Origin of the sequence: Roseomonas sp. CECT 9278 (genome assembly GCF_918698155.1) — a bacterium.
Taxonomy (GTDB): domain Bacteria; phylum Pseudomonadota; class Alphaproteobacteria; order Acetobacterales; family Acetobacteraceae; genus Neoroseomonas.
The window spans coordinates 25,108-45,674 of sequence record NZ_CAKKLX010000009.1 but is presented as its reverse complement, the minus strand read 5'-3'; the positions used below and the strand labels follow the sequence as shown (position 1 = coordinate 45,674).

The 20,567-nt window shown below is 72.8% G+C and carries 22 protein-coding genes; 12 read left to right on the top strand and 10 right to left on the bottom strand.

Going from position 1 to position 20,567, the window contains the following annotated elements; genetic code table 11:
- Positions 1-35: 35 nt before the first annotated feature.
- On the bottom strand, positions 36-1,271 hold the full coding sequence (locus LQ222_RS08375) for an argininosuccinate synthase (RefSeq protein WP_230165733.1): 1,236 nt from the start codon (positions 1,269-1,271) through the stop codon (positions 36-38).
- 33 nt (positions 1,272-1,304) lie between these two features.
- Between LQ222_RS08375 and LQ222_RS08370 the strand changes: the two genes are divergently transcribed.
- The 3 genes from LQ222_RS08370 to LQ222_RS08360 all read left to right on the top strand — a co-directional run bounded on the left by LQ222_RS08370 (position 1,305) and on the right by LQ222_RS08360 (position 4,131).
- Positions 1,305-2,363, top strand: coding sequence for a LysR family transcriptional regulator (locus LQ222_RS08370; protein ID WP_230165731.1), 1,059 nt, complete (start codon positions 1,305-1,307; stop codon positions 2,361-2,363).
- Positions 2,364-2,449: 86 nt separating this feature from the next.
- A complete protein-coding gene (locus tag LQ222_RS08365) occupies positions 2,450-3,178 on the top strand; it encodes a class II aldolase/adducin family protein (RefSeq protein WP_230165729.1) in 729 nt (242 codons plus the stop codon).
- The gene (locus LQ222_RS08360) at positions 3,175-4,131 is read left to right on the top strand and encodes a tripartite tricarboxylate transporter substrate binding protein (RefSeq protein WP_230165728.1); all 957 of its coding nucleotides are present in this window, start codon (positions 3,175-3,177) and stop codon (positions 4,129-4,131) included. Before LQ222_RS08365 ends, LQ222_RS08360 begins: the two co-directional genes overlap by 4 nt.
- 82 nt (positions 4,132-4,213) lie before the next feature.
- Here the strand turns inward: LQ222_RS08360 and LQ222_RS08355 are convergent, their stop codons facing one another.
- Positions 4,214-4,939, bottom strand: coding sequence for a superoxide dismutase (locus LQ222_RS08355; protein ID WP_230165727.1), 726 nt, complete (start codon positions 4,937-4,939; stop codon positions 4,214-4,216).
- A gap of 693 nt (positions 4,940-5,632) precedes the next feature.
- Positions 5,633-5,959 carry a TIGR02300 family protein gene (locus tag LQ222_RS08350; protein ID WP_230165726.1) on the bottom strand — a complete coding sequence of 109 codons (327 nt, stop codon included), beginning with the start codon at positions 5,957-5,959 and terminating at the stop codon, positions 5,633-5,635.
- A 110-nt stretch (positions 5,960-6,069) separates the two neighbouring features.
- Here LQ222_RS08350 and aroA point away from each other — a divergent pair, with 110 nt between their 5' ends.
- Both aroA and cmk read left to right on the top strand, forming a co-directional pair.
- A complete protein-coding gene (gene aroA, locus LQ222_RS08345; RefSeq protein ID WP_230165725.1) occupies positions 6,070-7,428 on the top strand; it encodes a 3-phosphoshikimate 1-carboxyvinyltransferase in 1,359 nt (452 codons plus the stop codon).
- Positions 7,394-8,065: a (d)CMP kinase gene (cmk, locus tag LQ222_RS08340; protein WP_230165724.1), complete on the top strand. Its 672-nt coding sequence runs from the start codon at positions 7,394-7,396 to the stop codon at positions 8,063-8,065. Before aroA ends, cmk begins: the two co-directional genes overlap by 35 nt.
- A 207-nt stretch (positions 8,066-8,272) precedes the next feature.
- Here cmk and LQ222_RS08335 read toward each other — a convergent pair whose 3' ends face one another.
- Together LQ222_RS08335 and LQ222_RS08330 are read right to left on the bottom strand one after the other, a co-directional pair.
- Positions 8,273-8,833 (bottom strand): NADPH-dependent FMN reductase, encoded by a 561-nt coding sequence (locus tag LQ222_RS08335; protein ID WP_230165723.1) that lies wholly within the window; start codon positions 8,831-8,833, stop codon positions 8,273-8,275.
- Positions 8,834-9,022: 189 nt separating this feature from the next.
- A complete protein-coding gene (locus LQ222_RS08330) occupies positions 9,023-10,261 on the bottom strand; it encodes a methyltransferase (RefSeq protein WP_230165721.1) in 1,239 nt (412 codons plus the stop codon).
- Positions 10,262-10,396: 135 nt separating this feature from the next.
- On the opposite strand from LQ222_RS08330, the gene LQ222_RS08325 reads away from it, so the two are divergent.
- Both LQ222_RS08325 and rlmN read left to right on the top strand, forming a co-directional pair.
- Positions 10,397-10,930, top strand: coding sequence for an invasion associated locus B family protein (locus LQ222_RS08325; RefSeq protein WP_230165719.1), 534 nt, complete (start codon positions 10,397-10,399; stop codon positions 10,928-10,930).
- 29 nt (positions 10,931-10,959) lie between these two features.
- Positions 10,960-12,171: a 23S rRNA (adenine(2503)-C(2))-methyltransferase RlmN gene (gene rlmN / locus LQ222_RS08320; RefSeq protein WP_230165854.1), complete on the top strand. Its 1,212-nt coding sequence runs from the start codon at positions 10,960-10,962 to the stop codon at positions 12,169-12,171.
- Here the strand turns inward: rlmN and LQ222_RS08315 are convergent, their stop codons facing one another.
- The 5 genes from LQ222_RS08315 to LQ222_RS08295 all read right to left on the bottom strand — a co-directional run bounded on the left by LQ222_RS08315 (position 12,172) and on the right by LQ222_RS08295 (position 15,534).
- Positions 12,172-12,552: a rhodanese-like domain-containing protein gene (locus LQ222_RS08315; protein ID WP_230165717.1), complete on the bottom strand. Its 381-nt coding sequence runs from the start codon at positions 12,550-12,552 to the stop codon at positions 12,172-12,174.
- Positions 12,553-12,791: 239 nt separating this feature from the next.
- Positions 12,792-13,970, bottom strand: coding sequence for a cupin domain-containing protein (locus LQ222_RS08310; RefSeq protein ID WP_230165716.1), 1,179 nt, complete (start codon positions 13,968-13,970; stop codon positions 12,792-12,794).
- On the bottom strand, positions 13,967-14,422 hold the full coding sequence (locus tag LQ222_RS08305) for a hypothetical protein (RefSeq protein ID WP_230165857.1): 456 nt from the start codon (positions 14,420-14,422) through the stop codon (positions 13,967-13,969). Before LQ222_RS08305 ends, LQ222_RS08310 begins: the two co-directional genes overlap by 4 nt.
- Before the next feature lie 24 nt (positions 14,423-14,446).
- The gene (locus LQ222_RS08300; RefSeq protein ID WP_230165715.1) at positions 14,447-14,974 is read right to left on the bottom strand and encodes a hypothetical protein; all 528 of its coding nucleotides are present in this window, start codon (positions 14,972-14,974) and stop codon (positions 14,447-14,449) included.
- Between the two features lie 161 nt (positions 14,975-15,135).
- Positions 15,136-15,534, bottom strand: a complete 399-nt coding sequence (locus tag LQ222_RS08295; protein WP_230165714.1) for a hypothetical protein — start codon at positions 15,532-15,534, stop codon at positions 15,136-15,138.
- 189 nt (positions 15,535-15,723) lie between these two features.
- On the opposite strand from LQ222_RS08295, the gene LQ222_RS08290 reads away from it, so the two are divergent.
- The 5 genes from LQ222_RS08290 (at position 15,724) to LQ222_RS08270 (ending at position 20,563) form a co-directional block, all read left to right on the top strand.
- On the top strand, positions 15,724-16,683 hold the full coding sequence (locus LQ222_RS08290; RefSeq protein WP_230165713.1) for a tripartite tricarboxylate transporter substrate binding protein: 960 nt from the start codon (positions 15,724-15,726) through the stop codon (positions 16,681-16,683).
- A gap of 10 nt (positions 16,684-16,693) precedes the next feature.
- Positions 16,694-17,200 (top strand): tripartite tricarboxylate transporter TctB family protein, encoded by a 507-nt coding sequence (locus tag LQ222_RS08285; RefSeq protein WP_230165712.1) that lies wholly within the window; start codon positions 16,694-16,696, stop codon positions 17,198-17,200.
- A gap of 192 nt (positions 17,201-17,392) precedes the next feature.
- A complete protein-coding gene (locus LQ222_RS08280; protein ID WP_230165711.1) occupies positions 17,393-18,286 on the top strand; it encodes a PhzF family phenazine biosynthesis protein in 894 nt (297 codons plus the stop codon).
- 147 nt (positions 18,287-18,433) lie between these two features.
- A complete protein-coding gene (locus LQ222_RS08275; RefSeq protein WP_230165710.1) occupies positions 18,434-19,930 on the top strand; it encodes a tripartite tricarboxylate transporter permease in 1,497 nt (498 codons plus the stop codon).
- Entirely contained in the window at positions 19,931-20,563 is a 633-nt protein-coding gene (locus LQ222_RS08270; protein WP_230165707.1) for a flavin reductase family protein, read from the top strand. It abuts the gene before it with no gap.
- The last annotated feature ends 4 nt before the right edge of the window (positions 20,564-20,567 follow it).

Here is a 20,567-nt window from a genome sequence, read left to right as displayed (position 1 = left end):
CGCCAGGGGGCGACGGCCCCCTGGACCGCGGGAACCTACAGGGCGCCGCCGCGGCGGCCGGCCATCGCACCGAGGCGCAGGCGGAGCGCGTTCAGCTTGATGAAGCCCTGGGCGTCGAACTGGTCATAGGCGCCCTGGTCGTCCTCGAAGGTCACATGCTTCATCGAGTACAACGAATGCGGCGACTGCCGGCCGGTCACGATGGTGTTGCCCTTGTAGAGCTTCAGCCGGACGGTGCCGGTCACGCTCGCCTGGCTCTCGTCGATCAGCGCCTGCAGCATCCGGCGCTCGGGGGCGAACCAGAAGCCGTTGTAGATGATCTCCGCATACCGCGGCATCAGCGAGTCCTTCAGGTGGCAGGCCTCGCGATCCAGCGTGATGGATTCCATCGCGCGATGCGCCACGGACAGGATCGTGCCGCCCGGTGTCTCGTAGCAGCCACGGGACTTCATGCCGACGAAGCGGTTCTCCACCAGGTCGAGGCGGCCGATGCCGTTCTCGCGGCCCAGCGCATTCAGCTTCGTCAGCAGCGTGGCGGGCGACAGGCGCTCGCCATTGATGCCGACCGCGTCGCCGCGCTCGAATTCGATGGTGATCTCGGTGACCTCGTCCTTCGCATCCATGGGCGAGATCGTGCGCTGCCAGACCATCTCGTCCGGCGCATCCCAGGGTTCCTCGAGGATCTTGCCCTCGGACGACGAGTGCAGAAGGTTCGCGTCCACGCTGAACGGCGATTCACCGCGCTTGTCCTTGGCGATCGGGATCTGGTGCTGCTCGGCGAAGGCGATCAGCGCGGTGCGCGAAGTCAGCTCCCATTCGCGCCACGGCGCGATGATCTTGATGTCCGGCTTCAGCGCGTAATAGCTGAGTTCGAAGCGGACCTGGTCGTTGCCCTTGCCAGTCGCGCCATGCGCCACGGCATCCGCACCCATCTTCTCCGCGATCTCGATCTGCCGCTGCGCGATCAGCGGCCGCGCGATCGACGTGCCCAGCAGGTACATCCCTTCGTACAGCGCATTCGCCCGGAACATCGGGAAGACGAAGTCCTTCACGAAGGTCTCGCGCAGGTCGTCGATGAAGATGTTCTCGGGCTTGATGCCGAGCAGCAGCGCCTTGTCGCGCGCCGGGCCCAGTTCCTCGCCCTGGCCGAGGTCGGCGGTGAAGGTCACCACCTCGCAGCCATAGGTGGTCTGCAGCCACTTCAGGATCACGCTGGTGTCGAGCCCGCCGGAATAGGCAAGCACGACCTTCTTCACGTCCTTCACGCGCATCGGGCGCTCCCACTTGTCTAGAACGGGCGCGGTATGGCGCCCCGCACCCGGACAGGCAAGGGCGCGCCGGGCGGCCCCCTGGTCGTGGGGCTGGCCGTCTGCCACGCTGCCCCATCGCCTTGGAGGCATGCCGGCCTGAACCTGCGCCAGCTCCGCTATTTCATCGAGGCCGCCGAGGCCGGCAGCATGACGCGCGCCGCCGACCGGCTGCGCATCGCGCAACCCGCGCTCGGCATGCAGATCCGCGCGCTGGAGGAGGAGCTCGGCGTGGCCTTGCTCGAACGCCATTCGCGCGGGACCGCCCCGACCGAGGCCGGCCGCCTGCTGATGCGGCGCGCCCGCGCCATCCTCGACCTGGTGGAGGCAGCGCGGCAGGACGTCACGGCCCTGCGCGGCCACGCGGACGAGACCATCCGCCTCGGCCTGACGCCCAGCCTCATGCACATGGTCGCGCCCGAGATCGTCCTGCTGGCGCGCGAGCGCGCGCCGCGCCTGGTGCTCAGCCTGGCGGAAGACATGAGCCACCTGCTCGCCGATGCGCTCGAACGGGGCGACCTCGATGCCGCGCTCGCCTACGAGCTGCCGGACATCCCGGGCGTCGCGCGACGCGGCCTGTACCAGGAGGATCTGGCGCTGGTGACGCTGCCCGGCCCCGGTCAGGGCACCTCCGTCGCCTTCGCCGAAGCGCTGGCGCAGCCCCTGGTGCTGCCCGAGGCGCGCGACAGCGTGCGCAGCCTGGTCGAGGGCACCGCGCGGGAGCTCGGCCTCACGCCGCGGCTCGCCTACGAGGTCCGCTCGATCCCGGGCATCAAGAACATGATCCTGCGTGGCGGCGTCGCCGGCATCCTGCCCTTCGGCACGGTCGCGCAGGAGGTGGCCGAGGGGCGGCTGGTAGCCCGCCCGGTGGTAGCGCCGGCCCTGCGGCGCACGCTCTACCTCGCCGTCACCGGGCCTCAAGGCCGGCTGCGGCACGAGGCGGTGCTCACCGAAGTGGTCCATGTCGCGCTGGTGGTGCTCGCGAAGGCGCTCGGGCCCTTCGCCCATCCGCTGCTGCCCGCGCCGGGCGACATGCCGGCGGAAGGAATCGCTTAGGGCTGCGCGAAGCCGAAGGTGTTGGACGCGGCTGCGCGGGCGACGCTTCTATGCCCACGCGCAGACGCAAGGGAGAACGACCAGCCGTGAGCATCAGCACCCAGGCCCTGCTGCGCGAGGTCGTGGCCGCCAGCCGCATCCTGGCGACCGAGGGCGTGATCGACAGCTTCGGCCATGTCTCGGCCCGCGACCCCGCGGCGCCGGACACGTTCCTGATGCCCCGCGTGCGCGCCGCCGAACTGGTCGAGGACGCCGACATCCTCGCCTTCCACCTGGACGGCACGCCGGTGGCGCCGACCGACCTGCGCATCTTCGCCGAGCGCGCCATCCATGCCGCGATCTACCGCACGCGCCCCGATGTCATGGCGGTCTGCCACCACCACGCGCCACCCATGATGCCCTTCTGCATCACCGGCGTGCCGCTGGTGCCGGTGTTCCACCTGGGTGCGACCATGGGCGCCGTCGTGCCGCTCTGGGACAGCCAGGAGGAATTCGGCGACACCAACCTGCTCGTCTCGACCCCGGAGCAGGGCGACAGCCTGGCCAGGGCGCTCGGCCCCCACTGGACCGTGCTGATGCGCGGCCATGGCGTGAGCGTGGCGGCGCGCGGCGTGGTGGAGCTGGCGTTCCGCTGCATCTACGGCATGCGCAACGCACAGGCCCAGGCGGCCGCCGCGGCGCTCGGCCAGGTCCGCACGCTGACGCCGGGCGAGGCCGTGGCCGCGGCGGAATTCAACCTGCGCCCCTTCGCCATGGACCGCGCCTGGGAACAATGGCGCCGTCGCGCCGGCCTGCCGGAAGGAAACCCCGCATGACCCGCATCGCCCGCCGCGCCTTGTTCGCCACGTTGCTGCCTTTGCCCGCGCTGGCGCAGGCCGACACGCGCCCGATCCGCCTGATCGTGTCCGTCGCCCCGGGCGGCGCGGTGGACCTGACCGCGCGGCTGCTGGCGCAGCACATGGCCGGGCCGCTGCAACGCACGATCCTGGTCGAGAACCGCCCCGGCGCGAACGGCATCCTGGCCGCCGAGGCGGTGGTGCGGTCCACGCCCGACGGCACCACCCTGCTCGTCGCGCCGGGCGAGGTATTCTCGGTCAACCCGGTCCTGCACGCGCCGCTGCCCTACGACGCGGACCGCGCCTTCGCGCCCATCGGCATCGCCACCACCGGCCACTACGTGCTGGTGGTGAATGCGGGGCTCGGCGTCACCTCGCTAGCCCAGCTGGTCGAATTGGCGCGGCGGCGGGAGCTCGCCTACGGCAGCACCGGGGTGGGCAGCATCCCGCACCTCAATGCCGCGGCCTTCGCGCGCGATGCCGGCATCCGGATGCTGCACGTGCCCTATCGCGGCACCGGCCCGGCAGCGACGGCGACGGTGGCAGGCGACGTGGCGCTGCTGGTGTCCACGCCGCCCTCGGTGGCGGCGCTGGTGCAGGATGGACGGCTGGCGGCCTTGGGGGCCGGCGGCACGGCGCGGCTGCCGCAATTCCCGAACGTCCCGACCATGGCGGAGGCGGGGATCGCGCCCGAGGCGCTGCGGCCCAACTGGTTCGCGCTGGCCGGCCCGGCCGGGCTGCCGCCAGCGCTGGTGGCCAGGCTGAATGCCGCGATGCGCCAGGCAGTCGCCGCGCCCGAGATGCAGGACCGCCTGCGCGCCGGCGGGCTGACCCCCGCGGCGGGGTCGCCGGAGGAGCTCGCCACGACCATCGCCGCCGACCTGCGCCATTTCGGCGACCTGATCCGCGCGACCGGGATCACGCGCGAATAGCATGGGCCGGGCCGCGGCATCGTGCCGCCGGTCCTGCATCAGCCTGGCCCCGGCGGCGGGTTCGGCGCGCCGCCGCGCCCGGTCAGACCCTGAGCGTGCCGCCGCGCGCCGCGTCGTAGCGCGCCTGGAGCTTCTCCCAGTTCAGCACGTTCCACCACGACGCCAGGTAGTCCGCGCGGCGGTTCTGGTAGCGCAGGTAGTAGGCGTGCTCCCAGACGTCGTTGCCCATCAGCACGCGCTGCCCGTCCATCAGCGGCGTGTCCTGGCCGGGCTTCGTCGTGATCGCGAGGGCGCCGGCCGGCGTCACGGTCACGAAGACCCAGCCCGAGCCGAACACGCGCATTCCGGCCGCGTTGAAGTCGGTGCGGAACTTCTCCATCCCGCCCAGGTCGCGGTCGATCGCCGCCTTCAGGTCGCCGGTCGGCTCGCCGCCCGCCCCGCCCATGATCTCCCAGAACATCGAATGGTTGGCATGGCCGCCGCCATTGTTGCGCACGGCGGTGCGGATGGCCTCCGGCACCTGGGACAGCCGCATCAGCAGGTCGTCGAGCTGCATCGCGGCCAGTTGCGGCTGGTCGCGCACCGCCGCGTTCAGCCCGGCCACCTGCGCGCCGTGATGGCGCGCGTGGTGGATCTCCATGGTCATCGCGTCGATGGCGGCTTCGTTCGCGTTGGGCGCATAGGGCAGCGGCGGCAGGGTGAAGGGCCCGGCGGGCGCCTGGGCATAGGCCGGACGGCGTGCCACGGCGAGGCTCGCGGCAAGGCCCGCGGCACCGAGGAACAGGCCGCGGCGATGGAGGATGGTCATGGGTTTCTCCCTGTCATGCCGGGAGAATGTGCGCCCGCGCCACGTCGGGGCAACAGGCGCGTTGTGCCGGCGGACGGAACGCGTGGCGCGCCGACATCGCCCGCGACCTGCGCAGAACGGCGGGTCGCGCGGCGGTTCGGTGGCGTATGGCGCGACCGCGCCGAGACAACCTGTCGCGATGGGTTCAACAGCGCGTTGCGCGCAAGCCAAGCCCGCGGATGCGGGCGCCCAACGCCTACGGGCAGACAAAACGGATCGCGCAGCGATCCGGGAGCGCACGGCGCGACCGCGCCCAACCCATCAGCCGCGCCCGGCGCACCCGTGCGTGGCGCGCAAGCCAAGCCCGCGCATGCGGGCGCCCGGCGCCTGAGGGCAGACAAAACGGATCGCGCAGCGATCCGGAAGCGCACGGCGCGACCGCGCCCAACCCATCAGCCGCGCCCGGCGCACCCAAGCGTGGCGCGCAAGCCAAGCCCGCGCATGCGGGCGCCCGGCGCCTGAGGGCAGACAAAACGGATCGCGCAGCGATCCGGGAGCGCACGGCGCGACCGCGCCCAACCCATCAGCCGCGCCCGGCGCACCCGTGCGTGGCGCGCAAGCCGAGCCCGCGCATGCGGGCGCCCGGCGCCTGAGGGCAAAGAAACTAGGATCGCGCAGCGATCCGCGGGCGCCCGGCGCCTGAGGGCAAAAAAGTTACGTCTCTTCGTCGCGCTCGGTCTCGACCTCGATCGCCTCGTCGATGCCGTCCGCCTCGTCCTCGAGCTCCTCGGCGTCCTCGATCGCCTCGTCGCCCTCGACATCCTCCACCTCGAGCTCCTCGCCCTCCGCCTCCGCGGCGACGGCGCGCTTCTTCAGCTTCTCGTCCGGGATGGGCGTGGCGGCGGCGCGGCGCAGGCGCGGCTGCTCCGCCGGCTGCTCCGTGCCGCATTTCGGGCAGACGGCAGGCGCGCGCGCCAGGTCGTAGAACCTGGTGCCGCAGGAGACGCAGCTGCGCTTCAGGCCGAGTTCAGGCTTCGCCATGGATCACATCCGTCTCGCGCAACGGGGCCGGGGGGTGGTGCCTCGTCGCGGATTTCCAAAAGGTCGGGCGCATTGCCACGCGATGCCGGGGCGTGTCAAACGCCCAAGCCATGTCCGATCCCGCGCCGAGGCCGCTTCGTGCCGCCGCCCCCTCCGCCCCGCTGTCCGGCCGGCTCGGCGTGCCGGGCGACAAGTCGATCAGCCACCGCGCCCTGATGTTCGGCGCCATGGCGGTCGGCACCACCACCATCACCGGCCTGCTGGAAGGCGAGGACGTGCTCCGCACCGCCGCCGCCATGCGCGCCCTGGGCGCCGAGGTCACGCAGACCGGCCCCGGCGCCTGGCGCGTGGCCGGGCGCGGCGTGGGCGGGCTGGTGGAACCGGCCGATGTGCTGGACATGGGCAATTCCGGCACCGCGGCGCGGCTGCTGCTGGGGCTGATCTCGGGCCATCCGGTCTTCGCGGTGATGACCGGCGATGCCTCCTTGCGGAAACGCCCGATGAAGCGCGTGACCGACCCGCTCTCGGCCACCGGCGCCCAGTTCTGGACGCGCGAGGGCGGCCGCCTGCCGCTGGCCGTGCGCGGTGCCACCGACCCGCTGCCCATCGACTACGTGCTGCCGGTCGCCTCCGCGCAGGTGAAATCGGCCTGCCTGCTGGCGGGCCTCTGCGCGCCCGGCACCACCCGCGTGGTCGAACCGGAACCCACGCGCGACCACACCGAGAACATGCTGCGCCATTTCGGCGCGACGGTGTCCGTGACCGATACGCCCGCCGGCCGCGTGGTCACGCTGGAGGGCCAGCCGGAACTGGTGGCCGCGCCGGTGGTGGTGCCCGGCGACCCGTCCTCGGCGGCCTTTCCCATCGTGGCGGCGCTGCTGGTGCCGGGATCGCGCGTGGTGATCGAGAATGTCGGCCTCAACCCGCTCCGCACCGGCCTGATCGCGACGCTGCGCGAAATGGGCGCGGCGTTGCGCGTCGAGAACGAACGCATCGCCGGCGGCGAGCCGGTCGGCGACATCGTCGCGGAATACACGCAGCTGACCGGCGTGACCGTCCCGCCCGGCCGCGCGCCGTCGATGATCGACGAATACCCCGTGCTGGCCGTGGCCGCCGCCGCCGCGCAGGGCATCACCCGCATGAAGGGCCTGGCGGAACTGCGCGTGAAGGAAAGCGACCGCCTGTCCGCCACCGCCGCGCTGCTGGCGGTGAACGGCGTGACCGCGGCGATCGAGGGCGACGACCTGATCGTGCAGGGCACCGGCGGCGCCATTCCCGGCGGCGGCACGGTCGAGACGCACATGGACCACCGCATCGCCATGGCGGCGCTGGTGATGGGCCTGGGCGCGCGGATGCCGGTGACGGTGGATGATGCCGCCTTCATCGACACCTCCTTCCCCGGCTTCGCAGTGCTGATGAACGGGCTGGTGGGCAATGGCGCGCCGGGCGGGCCGATTGCCGGCGCCTGACCCCGCGCCGCGCGCGATCATCGCGGTGGATGGACCGGCCGCGGCGGGCAAGGGCACCCTGGCGCGCCGGCTCGCGGCGGCGCTGGGCCTGCCCTACCTCGACACCGGCCTGCTGTATCGCGCGGTCGGGCGGCGCGTGCTGGATGCCGGCGCCGACCCGCGCGACGCCACGATCGCCGAGGCCGCGGCCCGCGCCCTGGTGCCCGAGGACCTGGCCCGCGCCGACCTGCGCGGCCCGCTGGCCGACATGGCGGCCAGCGCGGTCGCCGCCATCCCGGCGGTGCGCGCCGCGCTGCTGGATTTCCAGCGCGATTTCGGCCGCGCCCATGGCGCGGTGCTGGATGGGCGCGATATCGGGACCGTGGTGTTTCCCGACGCGGCGGCGAAGCTGTTCGTCACGGCCAGCGTCGCGGAACGCGCGCGCCGGCGTTTCCTGGAACTGGCCGGCCGCGGCGTGGCCGCCGACCCCGCGCAGGTCGAGGCCGAGATCCGCGATCGCGACGCACAGGACGCCAACCGCCCGGTGGCACCGCTGCGCCCGGCGGCGGATGCGCTGCAGCTCGACACCACCACGCTGGATGCCGATGCCGCCTTCGCCGAGGCGCTGCGGCTGGTGCGCGCGCGGCTGGGGGCTTAGGGCAGATCCCGATCAGATCGAATCTTCTGAACGCGTGAAGATGCTCTGAAAACAACAGGCTAGAGCCTGCGAAGTGAGCGCGAGCGAACGTAGCATGCTCTAGCCGCGCCGCATGACCGGCGATGCCACCGCTCGCCGCAGCGCGGCCGACACGTTGGGCCGCGCCCGTCGCGACGCGACCCGACGGTCCCGCTGATCGGACGCGGTCTACGCCGCCCGCGCCGCGACGTAGGCCGTGAAGCCCTCCATGTAGCCGCGCAGTTGCTTCTCGACCGCGGCATCCGTCAGCGCCCCGCCGGCATCGAACACGCCACCCGCGCGCGACACCATGAGCCGCCCGCCGGTCCACAGCTCCGTGCCCAGCGTCCGCAGCACCGGCAGCCACGCATTCTGCGCGAGCATGGTGCCGAACCCGCCCGGCGAGGCGCCGATCAGCCCGACCGGCCTGCCGCCGAACACCCGCGCAATGTCGGATGACGGCCGCGACAGCCAGTCGATCGCGTTCTTGAACACGCCCGGGATGCCGTTGTTGTATTCCGGCGTCACCAGCAGCAGGCCCTGCGCCGCGGCAATCCGGTCCTTCAGCGCCGTCACCGCGGCGGGCAGGCCCTGCGCCGCCTCCAGGTCGCCGTCATAAAGCGGAATTCCTTGCAGGGTCGCGACATCGAGGCGCGCGCCCGGCGGCATCAGCCCTTGCGCCGCCTTGAGCAGCGCGGTGTTGAGCGAGCCGCCGCGCAGGCTCCCGGACAAACCAACGATCACCGTCATGCGAGGCCCTCCTGGCCATGTCTGGTGCCATCTTCCGGGAGAACGCGCGCGGCGGCCAGCACGTCGCGGCGGCGTTCAGGCAGGTCGCGGCGCGATGCCCGACCGAGCGGCGCGCAGGCCGGCCCGGGATCGGGCGGGCGCATCGGCACGAGACGGCAGCAGCGCGCGAACTGGTCGCCGGACGCCCCGTCAGGCGGCCGCCAGCAGCAGCCGGTTGACGCGCTCCAGCGCCCGCGCCAGGGCGGCGAAATCCTTCGCGAAGACCTCGCGCGAGACGCCGTTGGCCGCGAGCTGGTCGCCGATTTCACCGACCGACCGCCGGCCATCGACCCGCGCGATGATGGCGGCAGCCAGGCGCGGCAGCGCGACCGGCACCACCAGCCCGTCGGCAGCCACGCGCAGGATGCCGTCGCCCGGGATGCCGGCGGCGACCTTCGCGGCATCCAGTTCGCGCAGCACCGGCACGGCGGCGGGGTCGGTCCAGTCGGGCAGCACCGCCTCGCCGCGCCGCACGCAATAGGCGATGTGGATGCCCATGTTGCCGGCCGCCGCCTCGGCCAGGGCGGCGCGCTGAACCGGGTCCAGCCGCGCGGTGCGCTCGCGCAGCCGCGGGTCGGTCAGGAAACTGTCCGGGTCGTAACGGAAGGGTTCGACCAGGCAGCGGATCTCGAGCCCCGCGCCATCCACCAGCGCCGCCAGCGCCGGGACCGAGAAGGCGACATCGCGCGGGTTCAGCAACAGGTCGTAGATGCCGGCATCGCCGCCCTTCAGGTGGTCGGTGATCCAGGGGTTGCGGCGCAGCCAGGCGGTCTCGGGCGCCTGCTTCCACAACCGCTTGGCCACATCCACGCGCTGCGCCGGCGGTTCATCGGGCGGCGCCAGCAGCCGCAGCGCATCCTGCAGCATGTACACGCCGGTGCGGCCATGCGGCGCATAGACCATCAGCCCGATGCCGCCGCCCGGCGCCAGCACCGACACCAGCGCCCGCAGCCCCTCCAGCGGGTCCGGCAGGTGGTGCAGCACGCCGCAGCAATCGATGTAGTCGAAGGGCCCGAGCCCGCTGCCCGGCAGGTCCAGGATCGACGCCTCGGCGAAGGTCACGTTGGACAGCGACCGGGCCGCCACCCGCGCCCCGGCCACCTTGCGCGCGGCGGCGGAACGATCGAGCCAGGTCACGCCGCCCGGCCGCCCAGCCCAGGCCAGCTGCTGCGCCAGCATCACGGTGGCATCGCCCGACCCGCCACCGGCCACCAGGGCCTGCAGCGGCGTGGCGGCCGGGCGGCGGGCGCCGAAGATCCAGTGGTCGACCTCGCGCAGGTGTGACGGGCTGCCGACCACCAGGCGCTTCGCCTCGTCCCGCGGGTCGCGCAGGGGATAGGGGTAGGCCTCGTACTGGGCGGCCAGGGCGGCGTCGGCGGCGTCGGTCATGGCGGCCTGTTACGCCGGGACGCGGCGGACGGCCAGCCAGCCATGGCGTCGCGGGACGGCGCCGGCGCCTTGGCGCGGCGCTCCCCCGGCGCGGCGCGGTTGCCCCGCGCGCCCGGGCTTCGTAGAACACCGCCCATGCGCGCCGCCATCCTCTGCCTCGCCCTGTCCGCCCTGGTCGCCGTGCCGGCCATCGCGCAGCAGCGCGCACCCGCGGGCGCCGCGCCGGCGCAGCAGGGTCCGCGACGGCTGGGCGATTTCCAGGACTGGATCGCCGCGGTGCATACCGAGGCCGGGCAGAAGGTGTGCTACGCCTTCACCCGCGCGTCGCGGTCCGACCCGGCGCGGGACGGCGTGATCCTCACCGTCACCCACCGGGCCGCGAGCCGTGACCAGGTGGCGCTCTCGGCGGGCTATGCCTATCCGCGCAACGCGGCGGTCACGGTCGCCGTGGGCAGCCGCGAACTGCCGTTCTACACCGGCGGCAATTCCGCCTTCGCACGCGACGGGCGTGCCGCGGTGGCCGCCTTCCGTGGCGGCGCCAATGCCGTGGCGCGCGGCCCGCGGGCCGGCGGGCGCGGCACCGCCACCGACACCTTCAGCCTGACCGGCTTCTCGGCCGCCTACGACGCCATCAGCCAGGAATGCCCGGCGTCGCCGCCGCGGCGATGAGCCCCGGAGGCGGTGGAGCGACGGTGAGCATGGACGCCGGCAGCACGGCGACCAGCGCGACCACCGATGGCCTGCTGGATGCCGAGCGCGCCCGCATCCTCGCCAAGGCCGCGATCTTCGCCCCGCCGCCCGCCACCCTGCCCGATGGCCGCCGCGACCTGGTCGGCCTGTCGCGCGAGGAACTCGCCGCCGAAATGGCCGCGATCGGCGAAAAGCCCTTCCGCGCCAAGCAGGTCTGGCACTGGATCTACCACCAGGGCGAGACCGACTTCGCGAAGATGACGACCATCGCCAAGCCCATGCAGGCCAGGCTGGCGGAACGCTTCGTGGTCGGCCGGCCGGAGGTCGCGACCCGGCAGGACAGCACCGATTCCACGCGCAAATGGGTCTTCGCCTTCCGCGACGCACAGCGCATCGAGACGGTCTACATCCCCTCGGCGGAGGAGGATCGCGGCGCGGTCTGCATCTCCACCCAGGTCGGCTGCACCCTGTCCTGCACCTTCTGCCACACCGGCACGCAGAAACTGGTGCGCAACCTGGGCGCGGCCGAGATCGTCGGTCAGTTCATGGCGGCGCGGGATTCCTACGGCGAATGGCCCTCGCCCAAGGATGGCGCGCCGCGGCTGCTGTCCACCATCGTCGTGATGGGCATGGGCGAGCCGCTCTACAACTACGAGAACGTGGCCAAGGCGCTGCGCATCATCATGGACCACGAGGGCATCGGCCTGTCGCGCCGGCGCATCACGCTGTCCACCTCCGGCGTGGTGCCGATGATGGATCGCTGCGGGGCGGAGCTGGGCGTCGGCCTGGCGGTCTCGCTGCATGCCGTGACGAACGAACTGCGCGACGAAATCGTGCCGCTGAACCGCAAATACCCGATCGAGGATTTGCTGGCGGCCTGCCGGCGCTATCCCGGTGCCTCGAACGCGCGGCGCATCACCTTCGAATACGTCATGCTGCGCGGCGTGAACGACAGCGAGGCCGAGGCGCGCGAGCTGGTGCGCCTGCTGCGCGGCATCCCGGCCAAGGTGAACCTGATCCCGTTCAATCCCTGGCCCGGCAGCGCCTACAGGACCAGCACCAGCGAAGCGATCCAGCGCTTCGCCGGCATCCTGAACGATGCCGGCTACTCCAGCCCGATCCGCCGCCCGCGCGGGCGCGACATCCTGGCGGCCTGCGGGCAGTTGAAGACGGAAAGCGAGCGTGCGCCCCGCCCGCGCGCGCCCAAGCCGGCGGCCTGATCAGACCTTCTCGATCTCGCCGCCCGCATCGGCCCAGCCCTTGAAGCCGCCGAGGTTCCGCACGTTCGTGTAGCCCATGTCGTGCAGCGTCTTGAGCACCAGCGCCGAGCGCCCGCCCGAGGCGCAATAGGCCACCACGGTCTTGGCCCGGTCGAAATTCGCATCGTGCAGGGCCGATGCCGGGTCGGCGCGGAATTCCACCAGGCCGCGCGGGATGGCCAGCGCGCCCGGCACCTTGCCGGAGGCCGCGACCTCGTTGGGCTCCCGCACATCCAGGAACACCACGTCGTCGCGCCCGACCAGGCCCTTGGCCTCCTCGGGCGAGATCCGCGGCACCACGGCCTCGGCGGCGGCGAGCATCTGTTGGACGGTGAGGGCCATGGCTGGGGTTCCCGGCTGGTGGTTGCCCCGCCACGGTAGGGCAGGCGCCGGCGCCGGGCCAGTTGCGGGAGGTCCGGGCGGCACGGCTTGCCGGCGGAGCGACCCGGCCGCCCTGCCAGATGACGGCCGCCAGGGCCGCGCAGGCGATCACCCCGAAGGGCGCGGGCATCCCCGCCAGTCCCCGGTCTTCACGAGCACCCCGACCCGATCAGGCAAGCCCCATCGGACCGGGCTTTGCCTCAGACGGGCTCCAGCAGCCCGACGCGGGCGAGGCGGCGGCAGAAGGCCAGCGCGTCCTCGCCCAGCGATGCCGGCGTCGCGCCGTCCTCCAGCGCGACCAGCCAGGCGAACTCCGTGGCACTCAGGGTCTCGACGCCGCCATACCAGCGCAGCGCGGCGCCGCCCGCGGGCAGCGGCACCAGCGTGTGGTGCATCGTCTCGGACAGCAGCAGCCGATCCTGCGGGCCGGGCACGCGCGCCACAAGGCCGCGCCGCGGCAACGACATGCGGTCGCGCACCAGGCGGTCGAGCGCCGCGACCGCGACCCGATCGGCCAGGCCGTCATGGCCCAGCGCGGCCAGCGCGCCACGCAGCACGGAACGCACCGCCGCCACGCCCTCGGGTTCGCCCAGGCGCCAGGTCGGGATGGCGGCGCGCAGCGCGGGTTCCTCCGCCTCCAGCTCGCCCAGCAGGTCACGCAGCATCTCGCCGATCGCTGGTTCCATGAAGCCGACGGTCACGTGCAGCGACGGTTCCGCGCCGTCCTGGACCATCGCCTCGTGCAGCACGCCGCGCGGCAGGTACAGCGCGTCGCCCGGCGCCATCAGCAGCGCATGGGGCTCGCCCTCGGGCGCGGCATTGTTGTGCCAGGGCGTGTGGCGCGTCGGCGCGGCATAGGGGATGGCGTCCCACACCCGCCACGCCTTGCGGCCGGAGACCTGCAGCACCAGCACGTCATGGGTGTCGAAATGCACGCGGAAGCCCTGCGCGCCCGGCGGCGTCAGGTAGATGTTCGCCTGCACGCCATGCAGGAAGGCCTTCTCCAGCCCGCGGCAGAAGCGTGCCAGCGGCGGATGGACCTCGTGGAACTGCGAGACCACCAGGCTCGCGCCATCATCATGGCGCGCCAGCAGTCGCGGCAGGTCGACGCGGTCGCCGCCATCCTCGATGTATTCCTCGAACGGCACGCCGGCGCCGCCCTTGCGGGCGCCATCGGCCATCGACACCCGCGGCGTCCGCGCGGCATCCGTGCGCAGGAAGGCATCGAGGTCGGCGATCGACAGCAGCCCGGCATAGCGGTCGGGGTCGTTGCCCGGCATCAGGCGCCAGGCGGTGGCCTCGCGCAGCGCCAGCCCGTCCTCGAGCGGCATCGTCCCGAAGGCCAGGGACCAGGCGTCTTCAGCCAAGGTGGCAGTCATCGGGATCCTCGTCCGCGCCCGGCGGCATCGCGCGGGTCGCTGTCGGAAAAGCCGGTGCGCGGGCGGCCACGGCCCGCGGCATCGCGGGGGTCGCTGTCGGACAGGCCGGTGCGGGGGCGGCCACGCCCGGCGGCATCGCGGGGGTCGCTGTCGGACACACCGGTGCGCGGGCGACCGCGGCCGGCGCCGTCGCGCGGGTCGCTGTCGGAATAGCCGGTGCGGGGCCGGCCGCGTCCGGCGCCATCGCGCGGATCACTGTCGGATTGCCCGGTATAGGGCCGCCCGCGCCCCGCCGGGTCGCGCGGGTCGCCATCCGAATAGCCGGTGCGCGGCTGGGCCTGCGCGACAGCGGGCACCAGCGCCGCGATCGGCACCAGCGCGGCCGCCGGCGTACACAGCACCAGCAGGCGGCGCGAGAGCCGTCCGCGCCGCGTGAGGTCATCCCCGGCCATCGCAGCGCGTCCGGCGGGTGCCGGTCAGCGCCAGCCGCGGCCGCGGCCCGGCGCGTCGTTCGGGTCGTTGTCGGTCACGCCACGCGGCTGCTGGCGTTGGCGCCAGCCGGTGCCGTAGCCGGACGGATCGCCCGGGTCGCCATCGTTGATGCCGGTATAGGGCCGGCCCTGCGGGCGCGGGCGATAACCGCCGCGGCCCTGGCCGGGGCCGTCATTGGGGTCGGCATCGGTGATCCCGGTGCGCGCCGGCCCGCGATAGCCGCCACGCCCGAAGCCCGGCCCGTCGCTGGGATCGGCATCAGTGATGCCGGTGCCACGGCGGCCACCGCCGCGGCCATAGCCTGGCCCGTCGCTGGGGTCGGAATCCGTGAGCCCGGTACGGTACTGGACGGGCGTGGCCTCCAGCGCCTGCGCCGCCGGGGCCGCAATGGCCGCCACGCCCGCGGCCGCGGCCACGCGCAGCACCAGCAGGCGCCGGCCAAGCCGACGCTCCTCGCCATCCTCCGCGGCTGCAGGCGGTGGTGCGTCCTGGGCGGAATCCCGATCGGTCATCTCAGCACTGCTCCTTCCCCTGGCTGCATCATCGGCCCGGCGGAACAGTTTCGGCAAGCGGCGTGAAGGCTTGGTGAGTGCGCTGGCACACCGGTCCTGCGAAGGATTTCGCAACAGCGCCGCCGCACCGGCCCCGCCGCATGCGGCGCGCGCGCGGGTCGCTACCAGCCGCGGCCGCGGCCCGGCGCGTCGCGCGGGTCGCTGTCGCTGACCTGGCGCCGGCCGCCGCCGCGCCCCTGGCCCGGACCATCATTCGGGTCGGAATCCGTCAGCCCGGTGCGGGCGCGCCCGCGATACCCGCCGCGCCCCTGGCCGGGCCCGTCATTGGGATCGGCGTCGGTCACCCCGGTGCGCGCCGGGCCACGGTAGCCGCCACGGCCCTGGCCAGGCCCGTCACTGGGGTCGGCATCGGTCCGCCCCGTGCGGACCGGGCCGGGCGCATAGACCGGCGCCGGCGCCACGACGCAGCCCGACAGCGTGGCCGCCGCGGCACCCAGCCCGGCCACGCGCAACACCAGCAGCCTGCGGCCAAGCCGCGGCGCATCCCCGTTCCCCGTCATGGTGGCGTCCTCCCCCGATTCCCCCGGGGCATCCTTCCGTCACCGGATGCGGCAGCGCAAGCGGGCTCCAAGCGAATGCGTCGCACCCGCGGCAGGGCCAGCGCGCCCGGGCGCGTGCTTTCCCTGCTTCCCTTGGCCCTGGCCGCGTCGCAGACTTGCCCAAGATTCGAGGAAACGACCGGAACCGCCATGACCCAACGCCGCACCTTCCTGGCTGCCGCCGCCGCGCTCGGCCTTGCCCCGCGCCTGGCCTTCGCGCAGCAGCGCTTCGCGAGCATCTACATGTTTGTCCCGGCCGGCCCGGGCGGCGGCTGGGACGGCCTGGGCCGCGCCATCGAGCAGGCCGCCCGCGCCGCCAGCCTGGTCGGCACCTTCCAGTTCGAGAATGTCGGCGGCGCCGGCGGCACGGTGGGCCTGCCGCGCTTCCTGGCGCAGCGCCGCGGGCGCGCCGATGCGCTGATGGTCTCGGGCTCCGTCATGGTCGGCGCGACGCTCACGAACAAGACGCCGGTGACGCTGCAGAACACCGTGCCGATCGCGCGCATGACCGCCGAGGCCGGCGTGATCATCGTGCCGGCCAACAGCCCGATCCAGACCATCACGCAGTTCGCCGATGCGCTGAAGGCCAATCCGCGCGGCGTGTCGGTCGCGGGCGGCAGCGCGGGCGGCACCGACCACATCATCCTGGGCCTGATGCTGCAGAAGCTCGGCCGCCAGGCGCGCGAGGCGTCCTTCGTGGCGTTCCCGGGCGGCGGGCCGGCGCAGGCCGCCATCCTGGGCGGACAGGTCACGGCAGGGATTTCCGGCTGGTCGGAATTCTCCGAACAGATCAAGGCCGGGCGCGTGCGCGCCCTGGCCACCACCGGCGAGCGGCGGATCGATCCCGCGGTGCCGACGCTGAAGGAAAGCGGCATCGACGTGGTGGCGATCAACTGGCGCGGCGTGTTCGGCGCGCCGGGCATCAACCCCGCACAGCGCCAGGCGCTGGTCGACCTGATGACGGCCGTGCACGCGACCGATGCCTGGAAGCGCATCCTGGAGGATCGCGGCTGGGAGGATGCCTTCCTGACCGGCGCGCCCTTCGACCAGTTCCTGGACCGCGACCGCGCCGACATGGAGGCCGTGCTCAAGGATCTCGGCCTCGCCTGAGGCCGCGGCGATGAAGCCTGGCGCGGTTCCGGATCTGGCGGTCGGCCTCGGCGTGGTGGCGCTGGGGGCGATGGCGGGGTGGCTCACCTGGGTGATCCCGGTGACGCCGGTCTATGCCGTGGTGGGGCCGAAGCTGGTGCCGGCGCTGGTCGCCGGCGCGCTGGCGGCGCTTGGCCTGTTGCTGGTGGTGGCGGCGCTGCGCGGCGGCTGGAGCGCCGACATTCCTGAGGTCGCGGAGGCGGGGCCGCCGAACGTGGTCTCGCTGGCCTGGCTGGGCGGCGGGATGCTGCTGAACCTGGTGCTGATCGTGCCGCTCGGCTTCGCGCTGTCCGCCGCCATCCAGTTCGTCTGCACCGCGCGCGCCTTCGGCAGCCGCAGCCCGCTGCGCGATGCCGCGATCGCGCTGCTGGTGTCGCTCGGCGCCTTCTTCCTGTTCGTCGAGGCGCTGGGCGTGAATATCGGCGCCGGATTGCTGGAGGGCGCGATCCTGCGCGCGCTGGGGCGGGAGGTGACGTGATGCCGGCGCACCAGGACGCGCCCGTGGCCAGCGCACGCCCGCCGGCCACAGCAAACCGGATCGTGCCCCTGCACGATCCGCGAGCGCGCAGCGCGACCGCGCCCAACCCGCAAGCCGCCGCCCACGCACCAGTGCCCGGCGCGCAAGCCAAGCCGGCGCATGCCGGCGCCCGGCGCCTGAGGGCATAGAACAATGCGCGCCTTCCGCTTCGTCACCGTCGATGTCTTCACCGACACCCGCTTCGGCGGCAACCAGCTCGCGGTGTTTCCCGATGCCCGCGGCCTGACCGATGCCGAGATGCAGTCCCTCGCCGCCGAGTTCAATCTCAGCGAGACGACCTTCGTGCTGCCGCCCGCGCATCCGCAGAACAGCGCCCGCGTGCGCATCTTCAACCGCGTGGCGGAGATGGCCTTCGCCGGCCACCCCAATGTCGGGACCGCCTGGGTGCTGGGCCGCGAGGACGAGGCCGCGCCGCGCGCCTATCGCTTCGAGGAACCCGCCGGCCTGGTGGAGGTGGTGCTGGACCGCGACCAGGCCGGGCGCGTGGTGGGCGCGGAGGTCGCCGCGCCACAGCCGCTCAAGCTCGGCGCGACCTTGCCGGCCGCCACCGCCGCCGCCTGCGCCGGCATCGCCGAGGACGCGATCGTGACAGCGCGCCACGCGCCGGTGCTGGCGGCCGATGGCGGCAACCACCGCCTGCTCACCGAGGTGACGCCGGAGGCCCTGGCCGCCGCCACGCCCGACCTCGCGGCCTTCCGCCGTGCCGTCGCGGAGCATCCGGAGGCCACGCGCGGCTTCCTGTCGCTCTACATCTATTGCCGCGACGGCGCGGCGGTGCGCGCGCGCATGTTCTCGCCACTGACCGGCACGGTCGAGGACGCGGCGACCGGCAGCGCGGCGACGCCGCTGGCGGGCTTCCTGCTGCACCTCGATGGTGCCGAGGAAGGCGCCTGGGACATCACGCAGGGCGCGCAGATGGGGCGGCCAAGCCTGCTGCGCGCGCGGGCACGGCGCACCGAGGACGGCATCCGGGCGCGCGTGGGCGGGGGCTGCGTGGCGGTGCTGCGCGGGGAGGCGGTGCTGTGACGCAAGATGAAGGTCGGGGGAGGACACCTCCCCCGAATCCGCCGCCGTTTTCTGGCACTGGGGAACTGACCTCGGCTGTCAGTTCCCCAGTGACAGAAAATGGATCGCGGGCGTTCCCTCCCCCGACCTTCCCTTGAAAGCACCCTGATGGATTCGATCGCGGGCCTCGCGCTCGGCTTCGGCAATGCGCTCACGCTCACCAACCTGGCCTGGGCGCTGCTGGGGTGTTTCCTCGGCACGGCGGTGGGCGTGCTGCCGGGCATCGGACCGGCGCTGACCATCGCGCTGCTGCTGCCCATCACCTTCCAGGTGAGCGCGACCGGCGCCTTCATCCTGTTCTGCGGGGTGTTCTATGGCGCGATGTATGGCGGCTCCACCACGTCGATCCTGCTGAACACACCAGGCGAGAGCGGATCGATCATCACCGCCCTCGAAGGGGCCAAGATGGCGCGCAACGGGCGCGCGGGGCCGGCCTTGGCCACGGCGGCGATCGGGTCCTTCGTGGCGGGCACGGTGGGCACGCTGGGCATCGCCTTCATCGGGCCGGTCATCGTGGAATGGGCGCTGGTGCTGGGACCGGCGGAGTATTTCTCGCTGATGGTGCTGTGCTTCGTGACGGTGTCGGCGGTGCTGGGTTCGTCGGCGCTGCGCGGGCTGACCTCGCTCGCCTTCGGGCTGATGCTGGGCCTCGTGGGGATCGATCTGCAGACCGGCCAGCCGCGGCTGACCTTCGGCGTGCCGGAGCTGCTCGATGGCGTGAACGTGGTGCTGGTCGCGGTTGCGCTGTTCGCGGTGGGCGAGGCGCTGCACATGGCCTGGCGCCATCACGGCGGCGAGGCACAGGTGCTGCCGGTGGGCAGCGTGATGCTGTCGAAGCAGGACCTGAAGCGGTCCTTCTGGCCCTGGATGCGCGGCGCGGGCCTGGGCTTCCCCTTCGGCGTGCTGCCGGCCGGCGGCACCGAGATGCCGACCATGCTGAGCTACTACGCCGAACGGAAGCTGGCGAAGCCGAAATACCAGAAGGAATTCGGCACCACCGGCGCGATCGAAGGCGTGGCCGGGCCGGAAGCCGCGAACAACGCCGCCGCCGCCGGCATCCTGGTGCCGATGCTCACGCTCGGCCTGCCCACCAGCGCGACCGCGGCGATCATGCTGAGCGCCTTCCAGTCCTATGGCATCAATCCCGGGCCGCTGCTGTTCACGCAGCAGGCGGAACTGGTCTGGACGCTGATCGCGTCCCTGTTCATCGCGAACGTGATGCTGGTGGTGCTGAACCTGCCGCTGGTCGGGCTATGGGTCCGCATCCTCAAGATCCCGGTGCCGCAATTGTATGCCGGCATCCTGGTGTTTGCGACGATCGGCACCTACGGCATCTCGAACAGCGTATGGGACCTCGTGATCCTCTATACGCTCGGCGTGGTGGCGATGTTCATGCGGCGCTTCGACTTCCCGGTGGCCCCGGTGGTGATCGGCATGATCCTGGGGCCGATGGCCGAGCAGGCGCTGCGCCAGGCGCTCACCATCAGCCAGGGGGAATGGTCGGTCTTCGTGACGCGGCCGGGCAGCGCGGTGATCCTGGCCATCGCCGTGCTGGCGCTGGCGGGGCCGCGGCTCTGGGCGATCGTGGCGAAGCGGAGGGGCTGAATGTTCTACGAACCGCGCCACGGGCACGGCCTGCCGCATGATCCCTTCAAGGCCATCGTGGCACCGCGGCCGATCGGCTGGATCTCGACGGTGGATGCGCAGGGGCGGGCGAACCTGGCGCCCTATTCCTTCTTCAACGCGGTGCATTCGCGCCCGCCGATGGTGATGTTCACCACCGAGACGATGAAGCACAGCGCGGCGAACGCCATCGCGACCGGGGAGTTCGTCTGCAACCTGGTCCCGCGCCACCTGTTCGACGCGATGAACGTCTCCTCCGGCGCGCAGCCGGCGGGCGAGAGCGAATTCGCCGCCGCGGGGCTGGAGGAAGCGCCCTGCCGCGTGGTGCGCGCGCCACGTGTCGCGGCGTCCCCGGCGTCGCTCGAATGCCGCGTGGTGTCGTCGATGCAATTGCATGACACCGAGGGCGCGGCGCTGCAGGGCTGGATCATCATCGGCCAGGTGGTCGGCGTGCATATCGACCAGGCCTATCTGCGCGACGGCCGCTTCGACACGCTGGCCGCGCAGCCGGTGGCGCGCTGCGGCTACCGCGACTACGCGGCGGTGACCGACCTGTTCGAGGCACTGCGCCCCACCGATGGGGGCGCCTTCGTGGCGGGGCAGCGGGATCGCTGAGATC